General features: G+C 61.4%; 13 protein-coding genes. 9 read left to right on the forward strand and 4 right to left on the reverse strand.

Annotated elements, in window-relative coordinates:
* Positions 1 to 89: 89 nt before the first annotated feature.
* The 3 genes from EV679_RS06275 to EV679_RS06285 all read left to right on the forward strand — a co-directional run bounded on the left by EV679_RS06275 (position 90) and on the right by EV679_RS06285 (position 4,121).
* Complete coding sequence (locus EV679_RS06275) at positions 90 to 917, forward strand: DUF932 domain-containing protein (RefSeq protein WP_130486721.1); 828 nt, start codon at positions 90 to 92, stop codon at positions 915 to 917.
* Positions 918 to 997: 80 nt separating this feature from the next.
* Positions 998 to 3,046, forward strand: a complete 2,049-nt coding sequence (locus EV679_RS06280; protein WP_130486722.1) for a ParB/RepB/Spo0J family partition protein — start codon at positions 998 to 1,000, stop codon at positions 3,044 to 3,046.
* Between the two features lie 322 nt (positions 3,047 to 3,368).
* On the forward strand, positions 3,369 to 4,121 hold the full coding sequence (locus EV679_RS06285; RefSeq protein ID WP_130486723.1) for a hypothetical protein: 753 nt from the start codon (positions 3,369 to 3,371) through the stop codon (positions 4,119 to 4,121).
* Between the two features lie 156 nt (positions 4,122 to 4,277).
* On the opposite strand, the gene EV679_RS06295 is transcribed toward EV679_RS06285, so the two are convergent.
* The gene (locus EV679_RS06295; protein WP_130486724.1) at positions 4,278 to 4,547 is read right to left on the reverse strand and encodes a hypothetical protein; all 270 of its coding nucleotides are present in this window, start codon (positions 4,545 to 4,547) and stop codon (positions 4,278 to 4,280) included.
* Between the two features lie 238 nt (positions 4,548 to 4,785).
* A complete protein-coding gene (locus EV679_RS06300) occupies positions 4,786 to 5,331 on the reverse strand; it encodes an ATP-binding protein (RefSeq protein WP_130486725.1) in 546 nt (181 codons plus the stop codon).
* A 1,037-nt stretch (positions 5,332 to 6,368) separates the two neighbouring features.
* Here EV679_RS06300 and EV679_RS06305 point away from each other — a divergent pair.
* Positions 6,369 to 6,683: a DUF736 domain-containing protein gene (locus EV679_RS06305; RefSeq protein WP_130486726.1), complete on the forward strand. Its 315-nt coding sequence runs from the start codon at positions 6,369 to 6,371 to the stop codon at positions 6,681 to 6,683.
* Between the two features lie 47 nt (positions 6,684 to 6,730).
* On the opposite strand, the gene EV679_RS06310 is transcribed toward EV679_RS06305, so the two are convergent.
* Entirely contained in the window at positions 6,731 to 7,021 is a 291-nt protein-coding gene (locus EV679_RS06310) for a helix-turn-helix domain-containing protein (RefSeq protein WP_130486727.1), read from the reverse strand.
* A gap of 263 nt (positions 7,022 to 7,284) precedes the next feature.
* Between EV679_RS06310 and EV679_RS06315 the strand changes: the two genes are divergently transcribed.
* The 4 genes from EV679_RS06315 (at position 7,285) to EV679_RS06330 (ending at position 10,022) form a co-directional block, all read left to right on the forward strand.
* Positions 7,285 to 7,632 carry a DUF2958 domain-containing protein gene (locus EV679_RS06315; RefSeq protein ID WP_130486728.1) on the forward strand — a complete coding sequence of 116 codons (348 nt, stop codon included), beginning with the start codon at positions 7,285 to 7,287 and terminating at the stop codon, positions 7,630 to 7,632.
* A 329-nt stretch (positions 7,633 to 7,961) separates the two neighbouring features.
* A complete protein-coding gene (locus tag EV679_RS06320) occupies positions 7,962 to 8,738 on the forward strand; it encodes a DUF2285 domain-containing protein (protein WP_130486729.1) in 777 nt (258 codons plus the stop codon).
* Between the two features lie 115 nt (positions 8,739 to 8,853).
* A complete protein-coding gene (locus tag EV679_RS06325) occupies positions 8,854 to 9,138 on the forward strand; it encodes a helix-turn-helix transcriptional regulator (RefSeq protein ID WP_130486790.1) in 285 nt (94 codons plus the stop codon).
* A 26-nt stretch (positions 9,139 to 9,164) separates the two neighbouring features.
* Positions 9,165 to 10,022: a replication initiator protein A gene (locus tag EV679_RS06330; RefSeq protein WP_130486730.1), complete on the forward strand. Its 858-nt coding sequence runs from the start codon at positions 9,165 to 9,167 to the stop codon at positions 10,020 to 10,022.
* A gap of 162 nt (positions 10,023 to 10,184) precedes the next feature.
* On the opposite strand, the gene EV679_RS17715 is transcribed toward EV679_RS06330, so the two are convergent.
* The gene (locus tag EV679_RS17715; RefSeq protein WP_207224895.1) at positions 10,185 to 10,325 is read right to left on the reverse strand and encodes a hypothetical protein; all 141 of its coding nucleotides are present in this window, start codon (positions 10,323 to 10,325) and stop codon (positions 10,185 to 10,187) included.
* On the opposite strand from EV679_RS17715, the gene EV679_RS06340 reads away from it, so the two are divergent.
* A partial coding sequence (locus EV679_RS06340; protein WP_165389962.1) for an AAA family ATPase occupies positions 10,324 to 10,682 on the forward strand: 359 nt, incomplete at its 3' end. The two genes, EV679_RS17715 and EV679_RS06340, sit on opposite strands and share 2 nt — an antisense overlap.

Genomic DNA, 10,682 nt, shown 5'->3' on the forward strand with positions numbered 1-10,682 from the left:
CCGCACCGAACAGCCGAAAGGCTGGGCTCCGAATCTTGGAATCCGGTGTGCGGTTTGAACAGCAAACCCTTTTTGTCAGGAGAAAGACCATGCTTGCATCCCGTTTTGCTTCCCGTTCCCCGGTATTGCGCAGCGATTCCCCACTGTCCGATGATCAGATTCACCGCGTGGCACCGTCCATCTTTGCGGAAGCACCCCACGAAAGCCGCTCTCAGCGCTACGCCTATATCCCCACCGCCACGGTGCTGACCGAACTGCGCAAGGAAGGGTTTCAGCCCTTCATGGTGACGCAGACCCGCACCCGCCACGAAGACCGGCGCGACTACACCAAGCACATGATCCGGCTGCGCCACGCCAGCCAGATCAATGCCCGAGGCGAAGCCAACGAAATCATCCTGCTGAACTCGCACGATGGCACCAGCAGCTACCAGATGCTGGCCGGGATGTTCCGTTTCGTGTGCAGCAATGGCCTTGTCTGCGGCGACACCGTGGCCGATGTGCGCGTGCCGCATAAGGGCGATGTGGCCGGACAAGTGATCGAAGGTGCCTATCAGGTGCTGCACGGCTTTGACAGTGCGCTGGAATCCCGCGAGTCCATGCAGGCCATCACGTTGGATGAAGGCGAAGCCGAAGTGTTCGCCCGCGCCGCGCTGTCGCTCAAGTACGACGACCCGGACAAGCCCGCACCCATTACCGAATCGCAAATCCTGATGCCGCGCCGGTTCGACGACCGCCGCCCGGACTTGTGGAGCGTGTTCAACCGCACCCAGGAAAACCTGACCAAAGGCGGTTTGCATGGGCGCAGCGCCAACGGACGCCGCCAGCAGACACGCCCGGTACAGGGCATTGATTCCGATATTCGCCTCAATCGCGCCCTGTGGCTGCTGGCCGATGGCCTGCGCCAGTTGAAAGCCTGATTCCCCTGCGCGGCAGGGGCAGGCAGCAACCCTTGCCGCGTTATTCGCTGCTGCATTCCATCATCGCAAGGAGTTACACCATGAACGCTATCACCCACACCGAAACCCAAGCCATCGCCACCACACTGGAAACTGCCGCCCCGGCGCAGAATCTGCTGCTGGTGCCGCTATCGCAGCTTCGCCCCTCGCGCCGCAACGTGCGCAAGACCGCAGGCCAGTCCATCGACACGCTGGCGGCCAGCATCGCCCGCGTGGGGCTGTTGCAAAACCTCACCGTCATTCTTGCCAGCGATGGCGAACATTACGAAGTCGTGGCCGGTGGCCGCAGGCTGGCGGCTTTGAAGCTGCTGGCGAAGAAACGCCATATCCCGAAGGATTGGGAGGTGCCTTGCTTGCTGGTGCAGGATGCCAGCGCCCGCACCGTGAGCCTGACCGAGAACGTGCAACGAGAAGCCATGCACCCGGCAGACCAGTTTGAAGCCTTCGCTGCACTGGTGGCCGAAGGCCGACCCATCGAAGACATTGCCGCTGATTTTGCAGTCACGCCGCTGGTGGTGCAGCGCCGTCTGAAACTCGCCAACGTATCGCCGCGCCTGATGGCCGACTATCGCGCCGATGCCGTGAGCCTTGACCAGTTGATGGCCCTTGCCATCACCGACGACCACGCTGCGCAGGAAGCTGCGTTTTACGACGCACCAGAATGGCAGCGTAGTCCGCATGCCTTGCGCGACCGCCTTACCGAACGCGAGATAGATGCCCAACATCCGCTGGTGAGGTTCGTCGGGATGGATGCCTACCAAGCAGCAGGCGGTGGCATTCGCCGCGACCTGTTTGCCGAAGGCGACGCAGGGGTATATCTGACCGATGCTGCGCTGCTGGAAACGCTGGTGCGCAGCAAGCTGGATGAACATGCCGCCACCATCCGCGCCGAAGGTTGGGCATGGGTGGATGCCACACCCAGCGCCACTTATGCCGACCTGCAAGCCTTCCACCGTGCGCCACGGGAACGCCGCACCCCGAACAAACGCGAAGCGCAGCGCATGGAGAAGTTGCAAGAAAAGATGCAGGCCATTGGCGAAGCCGTGGATGCCGCGATGGATGCCGACGACGAGGATAAGGCAGACGCTTTGCAGGAGGAAGGCGATCGCCTGGGCGAACAGTTGCAGGCGCTGGAAGATGCCTTGCTGGACTACAGCCCTAACGTCAAAGCCGCAGCCGGTGCCATCGTCACGCTCGACCGGCAAGGCCAGATCGTGGTGCATCGTGGCCTGCTGCGCGAAGCCGAGGCCAAGGCGTTGCGCACCCTGGAACGGTTGCGGCAGGGTTTCGGCAGCGACGGAGAAGCCGGGAACGACGACCCAGACGAAAACGACGAGCAGCCCAAGGCCGTCGCCATGTCCGACAAGTTGGCGCAGCGCTTGAGCGCCCACCGTACCGCCGCGCTGCAAATCGAGGTGGCACGGCATCCGCAGGTGGCGCTGGCAGCGCTGGTGCATGGCATAGTGCAGACCGTCTTGCAAGGCAGCTACTACATTCACGACTTGCCGCTGGGCGTGAGCCTGAAAGTGCAAGACCGGCTGGAAGGCATCGCCCCGGATATACCGGATTCGCCCGCCGCCGCAGCGTTGCGCGAATTGCAGCAGGTAGCGGGTGAAGGCTTGCCGCAGGACAGTGCCGAACTGTTCTCCACGCTGCTGGGGAAGTCGCAGGATGAACTGGTGCGGCTGCTGGCGGTATGCGTGGCTGCTACGGTGGATGTGGTGACGTCTCGCGCCACGGCGCTGCAACCCGGCACGGAACTGGCGCAGGCCGTGGGGCTGTATATGGCCGCTTGGTGGAAGCCCACCAGCGAAGGCTATTTCCAGCACATCCCGAAGGCTGCAATTCTGGATGCCGTGGGAGATTTCGCGCCCGAGCAGGTTTCCCGGCTGGCGAAGTTGAAGAAGGCCGATATAGCCAGCGAAGCCGAACGGCTGGCGGATGGCACCGGCTGGATGCCTGCCATCTTCGCCGCCGAAGCCACGCAGCAGGCCGCGCAGGAAGTAGTGACGGACGAGGCAGCCGAAGGACCGGAGGAAGCCGCCGCCGTAGCGGATGAGCAGACGCAGGCCGAGGCAGTGGCCGCGTGATCTTCCTATCTATGAAGCAAAGCGCCTTGGTTTCGACCAAGGCGCTTTGCTGTCAGGTCAGCACCAGCCCCAAGCTCTTCCGACTTGGGGCAGGTGATCAAAAATCCGGTCGCGGCAGTGGCCGCGACCGGTATCAATGCCCGTAGCAATATTCAGTGTCCATGCTGGCAATGTATGCAGTATGATGAAAGCTACAGCCGCGTCACGCTGAACCTGCTGCCGGGTTAAACGACGTTTCCGCGCTTTCCCTTCGCTATGACCGTACCTATTCCTCGGTTGATGCGTAATCGGCAGACATCGACCAGTCACTTAGGAATTTGGTATGACTGTTCAGACCTTTTTCGTTTCCGAAGCTGCCGTGCGTACCCTCAAACAGACGGCGCAGCGCGGAGTGAGCGGTGTTTCTTCGTCCCATCTGAGCGAAGCGGTTGCCGCAGCTTTGGGATTCAAGACTCATGCAGCGCTGCGTGCAGCTCTTACCGGCCACTCGACCGCTGAAGCACAGAAGCCGAGCAATGCCCGGCTGGTGCAACGCCTGCGGCAATTCGGCTATGCCGTACCCGACGACTTGCAGTTGCTGCCTGAGTTCGAGCATTCCTATTCACCGTTCAAGACCTTTCCGCTGCGAAAGCAACGGAGCGCGCGCTGGTGGGTATGGAGAAACCTGATGGTGTCGGCGGTCAACGCCGGTCTTGAACAGCGCCTGTTCGGACTGTCAGAAGGCGAGAACTGGTGGCCCGGCAGTGCCGAGGGCAGCCATGACTGCGCGCGCAGCACCTACCGCTTCATGTTTGACGAGGATCTGCCTGCCGTTGCCAGCGTGGATGCCATCAGTGGTGGCGAGCTTTCCATCAATGTTGTTCTCAAACCTCGGAAAGCTGACATTCAGCCGGAATGGTATTGCGATTTGACTAGCGGGGATGCTGTTGCTTGTGGTTGGGTAGAGCGGCGCCTTGGGGCTTGGATTCAGGACGGAGGCGAGAACGTCCGCTGCAAGCGTGCCTTGCAATCGCGCATTGCGGATGTGGCGATCGAGCCTGCAGGTTACTCCGATCAGGGCAGCTTCTTCATGTAGCTGAGCTACGGTGCTATAGCAGCCTCGAATCCTGGGCGTGTCGGCGCAATGCGCCGCCGGGCTTTCGGGCTGCGCCCCGTGCCGTCTTTGCCGTCACGGCCATTCGGCTTCAATCCTTCGCGCCTGCGGCGGCGCGCTTCGCTTGCGGCAAGGTATCTATTCGCCAAATTCCTGCTTGCTGCGCGGGACTTGCGGGCATTGGGCATCAAGCGATTCACGGTATTTCACGCAGCCACGCATGAACTGCGGCCAATCAGGCACCGTGGGCTGATGCTCGACCTTTTCAGGCAGCAAGGCCCACAGGTGCGGGTGATACCAACACAGGTCGTGGCCGGAAGTGTCGCGGTGTGTGCGAATGCCCGCCCGCAGTTTCTTGACTTCTTCGATGAGCTGTTCTCGCGTCATCGCATCGAGATCGTGATCCATAGGTGCTTGCGCTCTGTTTAATGTATGCAGGCCTGGCACGCGCTCTATGCCAATCTGCTCATCATTTTACGATGTGAAATAATGGCCGCATAGTGCGGATACGCCCCGTTTGCTGCGGTAGGTCGTGCCCACTACGTTTCAACGTTCTTACGGTATTTCAAGTGGGGCAGGCAGGCCATAGCATGCGGCGTGGTACGCGATTCCAACAGATCGAAGATGGCTTCTACCTCGTTGTCGGTCATAACAGCGTTCGCTCCACAGCGGCCACCAGTTCGTGCAAGGGTTTTTCTCCTGCCAACCTAAGAATAGGAGCTGTTTGCTCGCTAAGCCATCGTTCGTGCTGCGCACGGTTTCTCCCGCTGAACAGAGGGTCGTCATAACTCGATGCCCATTCTCGAAAATCCAAATGTGCCTTGTACATGTCGCCTCCCGGCCATATGCGATTTCCGTGCCGTGTAGCTTCACGCTCATCCAGCCGTTGAAGGCGGATATACTCAGGGGTGTAAATGAACACAATCAGATCCACGGCATGGATCAGTGTGTCTCCCCATCCCATGAACGAGCCGGTCAACACCCACCCTCCAGCTTCCTTTTGGCGAGCTGCTATCAGCTTCACTCGCTCTTCGGGAGGACGCTTGACCGTGTAGGGCGGATCGGTAGGCATCCAATAGAAGTCATCCACGTCTATTTGCGCTACTCCCATTCGCCGCGACAACTCCGCCCCAAGGGTTGAAACCCCCGAGCAGGAGGCACCGACTATGTAGATCTTAGGTGTATCAATCATCCTTTCTCCGTCGCTACTAGTTGCTACGGTATGACTTGGCCAACGCTGTGCTCTGGCTAGGTCATACCGCCTTGGTGCCTGTCGGCACTGCACAGCCCTTGCGGGCTTTTCCATCCTCATCCATCCGCCCTTTTCTCCGGGAAGGGAACGAGTCTCCTTCTGTCGTCAGGGGCAACACCTTTTTTCGTTGCAGGAGAAGAAATGCATGCAGGGCACCAAAAAGCAGATCAACCCGTTTCTCGGGAGACTCTTCTATTTCTGGCCAGTTTAGCAAGCACGCATGATTTTCAATGCCAATGTGCGTGTCGGCGCGATGCGCCACCGGGCTTTCGGGCTGCGCCCCGTGCCGTCTTTGTCGTCACGCCATTCAGCTTCAATCCTTCACGCCTGCCTCCAGGGAACAACCCTGTCGTGCGATGCTTGGCACCCCTTGATGTAACCGAACCGGTTGCACCGGGTCGGTCCAACCAGTCCTGCGTTGCAGCGAGCAGGTCGTTGCGAATACGCCGGAATTCGCTGCGGCAGGTTGTGCAAAAGCGTGCCGTCCTCAATGCTGGCGGTTCTTGCCCATCACGTCACGAAAGGCAGGTCACGGACAACACGCACGGCCTCGCTATAGGCTTCCACACCGCACCTCAAGACCAGCACCACAAGGTGCGACATGGGCATTCCCGCCTATCGTCGGGCGGCAGACTTGCCCGCATCAGTGGGCGAGCCGGAGCCGCTTTCATGCGGGGATGCCGAGCAGGCCACATCTCCTTTCGGAGCGGTTCGGCCCAAGGCGTCCTTGTCTTGTCGTGAATCCTGGCGGTGGCACGGCTGCGCCTCGGGCTTCATGGCTGCAACCGTCCGACGAAAACAATTTCCCCTGCGCTGTCACTGCGTTCGGCGCATTCCCCGCGCAGCAAATTCTTTTCGTCTCCCGGCTCTCCACTGCGTTGCGACCGCAAGCGGTGCAGCCAGCCCGTCCCCCGCCGGTCGGATCACAACAAGGACGCGATGGGCGCGAACCTTGTCCAACCGAAAGGAGAAACACTATGGCCAACATCGGCACCTTCACCGCAGACAAAGACGGCTACACCGGCACGCTTCGCACCCTGACGCTCAACGTCAAGGTCAAGCTGGTTCCCAACGACAAAGGCAACAGCGAGAATGCCCCTGACTTCCGCCTGCAGGCCGCCAGTCACGACATCGGCGCGGCGTGGAAGAAGACCAGCGACGCCGGGCGCGAATACCTGTCCGTGACCTTTGATGACCCTTCGTTCCCGGCTCCGATCTATGCCCGCCTGATCGAAGGCGAGAGCGGCACGCACGATCTGATCTGGTCGCGCAGCAAACCGCAGGCGGCATAACCGTCGCAGCGCCCCGCCCATCGCGGCGGGGCACTTCCTGCATCCGACTACACTTCGGTAGCCTGAAGACGGCTTTCGGCCTCGGCCATCAGCACTGTCGTGCTGCATTCGAGTGCGCCTGCGATCTTGAAGATGAGCGACAGGGTGGGTTGGTGCTCGCCACGCTCGACCTTGCCCATATGGGAACGCTCGACGCCCGCTAGATTGGCCAGCGTCTCCTGCGCGATGCCGCGCTCCGTGCGCAGCGCACGCACCGCCGCGCCGAACGCCTGGGCCAGTTCGGCGTCAAAGGTGGTGGTGCCGGCCGGTCGGCCACGCTGGACGGTACGCTTCTGCATAGACAGAAGCGTCGATCTATAGCACAATTAAAACCACGTTATATTTAACTCATTCATTCGTTTCACCTGTTTTGTGTCTTTACTGAAATCCGCATCGGCGGCTTTCTTTAAAAGCGGGGAACCTGATTCGTGCCTTTCCTGACTTCCGCACATGCGCCTGTGTGTCTTTACGCTTCTGGGGAAGTGTGGGCTTGCACATCTGCGCTTGCGTGAGAAGGCAGGCAAGCGGCTATGCGGATTCGGCTATTGGCAGGAACACAGCCATGACGACGCTCATCACCGACGACGACCGCACACGCCTGCTGGCCAACGGCCAAGCACGTGCCGCCGGGCAAGACACCGATCCGCTACCCGTGGTGCGCCTATTCACCCCGGATGCGCATTTGACCTGGCTGCTGGCCTCGCTTAATCCCGCAGATGGTGACACCGCTCATGGCTTGATCGACCTGGGGCTGGGCATGCCTGCCCTGGGTACGGTGAAGCTGTCCGACCTGACATCCATTGTCGGCCCGCGCAAGCAGCCCGTGATGCGTGATCGCTACTTCCTGCCGACCCGGCGGCTATCGGAATACCTGCGGCTGGCCGAAGAAAATGGCGCGATCCCGGACTGAACCACCACAGCCCAGGCAGGCGCATTCAGTCTATTTCGGTCTGGTCTGTGACCTGTTCGGTCTGAATCGGCACTCTTGCACCGAAGCGGTGCGAGTCTGCCGCAAACGGTCATGATCTTTGGCGCGGGCTGCGGCACGGTATCCGATGCCGCGCACCATTTTCGGGTTGCGCGGTCGTCGCATTCGGACGAACCACGCAACGCTTCGGAGCCAATCGGTCTTGACACTGCCAGTTTACCCAGCCATCCATGACGGTTTGCCGATGACGCCGTAGTTTGCCTTCTTCACGCCCGTGGCGACGTTCCTGCTGTCCGACAGGAGGTTGCGTCATGGCAGAGCCGAGCGCCGAACACCACGAGCATTGGTATCCGACCGCCGCGTATCTTTACACGCTGCATCTCGATGGCCCAGCCCTGGCCTGGGAGTACCTGCGCCGCAATCCTGAATACCGGCTCGACTGGCTGCGTCGTCGTCGCAGGCCAGATGCGGCGCAGCGCTGGGGGCTGCGCCTGCTGGAAGACCCGGCGCTGGATGCGCGGGACGCGCACCCGGCCTGGTTTCCCGATCACGATGTCTTGGTGCAACTCTACCCAGATGCTGACCCGCCGCCCGATGCGGTGGTGTTCGAGTTCTGGCGCATTCCTGGCACCAAACACCTGATTCACGACGGCAAGCGCCTGGTGCTGGTGGCGCGATGGCCAGGATGCTGCTTGCGCTTTGCGCTCGCACCCGGTCTGGTCGATGGCACGGCGTACGCGTATGCCATCCGCGCCTGCGCGATACCGTGCGCTCGCTACCACACGCTGATCACCCAGTTGAACAAGCTGGCTGGATTGCCGGAGGCTGCGCCCGTGGTGACGACCCGAGATCGTCCAACAGCGGCTGCGCTGTTGGAGTTGCATACCCTGCAGGCGCTCGATGCGACCCTGGCGGGTGCATCCTTGCGCGCGGTGGCCGAAGGCTTGTTCGGTGTGGATGCTGTCGCGGCTGACTGGCACAAGGACAGCGCCTTACGTGCCCGCGTGCGGCGGTTGGTACGGCGTGGCGAGGTGCTGATGCGCGGCGGCTATCGCAGCCTGGCACAGCTCGCGCCAGTTGCAGCGTAGTAAGGGGGGACGTTTTGCAGGCCCTGCAATTCGTCCCTTAGCAGGAAGCCTGAATTTCTTGAAAGTGCTTCTATCCGGCCGCGTGGTGTGGCCGGGCTTGATGGAGGTACTTCCCATGCGTCCTGCTCCCTTGCGGCCTGCCGCCACTGTTGTCGCTGCGCCCGCGCAGCCCCAACGCTACCTGACCAACGACGAAGCCGCCGAATACCTGCGCCTGTCGCCGCGCACGCTGGAGAAACAACGCGTGATCGGCGGCGGGCCGAAGTTCCGTAAATTCGGCCGGCGCGTCATGTATGCCGTAGCCGACCTGGATGCCTGGGCCGATGCGCGTAGCTTCGGTGCCACTTCCGACCCGGAGTATGCCGAGCGCCATGCGGGTGACTACCGTGATCGCCGCTGATTGGCGCATCGCTGGTGGCCATCCCCATGTCCAGCCCATCGCTGCCATCCCGGCAGCGACCGCAGCAAGAACGCGAACAGCTCGATCTGTTCCGCGCCTTGCCGGGCGACATGGCACCGCGCGATGCCCAGGACTTGATGGCCTATCCATTCTTCTCGCTGGCGAAGTCGCGGCGCACCGCGCCGATCGACTTTCGCAGTGGGAACATCACCATCCGCGTGGAAGGCACGCAGGAGCACGGCATCGCCACAATCTGGGATGCCGACATCCTGATCTGGGCTGCCAGTCAGATCGTCGAAGCCAAGGATGCGGGTTTGCCCACATCCCGGCTGATGCGTGCCACTCCCTACGAGATCCTGCGTTTCATTGGGCGCGGCACCGGCTCACGCGACTACCAGCGCCTGAAAGCCGCGCTGGATCGCCTGCAATCGACCACGGTGGCCACCTCCATCCGCGAGACGACCGGGCGGCGGTTGCACCGCTTTTCCTGGATCAACGAGTGGAAGGAACTGGCCGATGCCCACGGCACGCCGCTGGGCATCGAGCTGATCCTGCCGGACTGGTTCTATGCGGGCGTGGTGGATGCCGCCCTGGTATTGACCATCGACCCGACGTACTTCCGCCTGACTGGCGGCATCGAACGCTGGCTGTACCGCCTGGTGCGCAAGCATGGAGGCAAACAGGAATATGGCTGGCAGTTCGATTTCCGGCACCTGTACCGCAAGTCGGGCAGCAGCACGCGATTCTCGGATTTTGCCTACGACCTGCGTGCGCTGGTCGCCAAGCAATCATTGCCGGGTTACGAACTGGGCATCGTGCGAATACCCGAAGACGACATGGAACTGCTGACCTTCCGGCCCGTGCCGCAAACGGCACGGGGATAACTTCGGGAGAACCTGTGAATAGTGTCGTGCTATCAGGAGTAAGGGGTATCGTGCTATCGGGAGTACGACTATCGTGCTATCAGGAGTACGAAACCGCCGGAAAACCAATAATGGCGCGGGCTTACGCGCCCTCTAACTTACCTAACTTAAATTCTCTAACTTTTAGTAGAGAAGCGCCGTTTCGGTGGACAACTGCCGAAAGTCAAAATCAGCAGCAAATCCGACAGCAAAACCAAGAGAAAAACCAACCCCGTTCGGCAAGGCAAAAACAGCCCGGTCTTCCAAGCCGGAGGGCTGCGCCATGATCCTCGCTCTGCTCAACCAAAAAGGGGGCGTCGGCAAGACCACGCTCGCCACCCACATCGCGGGCGAACTGGCGCTGCGCGGCCAGCACGTCGTGCTGCTCGATGCCGACCCGCAGGGTTCATCGCTGGACTGGACGCAGCGAAGAAGCCAGCAAGGCTTGCCACGGCTATTCAGCGCCGTGGGCCTTGCCCGCGAAACGCTGCATCAGGAAGCGCCAGAACTCGCCAGGCGGGCCGATCACGTCGTCATTGATGGGCCGCCCAGGATTGCCGCCTTGGCGCGCTCCGCGCTGCTGGCGGCCGAGCGTGTGCTGATCCCGGTGCAGCCCAGTCCCTATGACGTGTGGGCCAGCGC

Source organism: Kerstersia gyiorum (assembly GCF_004216755.1).
In the GTDB taxonomy this organism is placed as follows: Bacteria; Pseudomonadota; Gammaproteobacteria; order Burkholderiales; family Burkholderiaceae_B; genus Kerstersia; species Kerstersia gyiorum.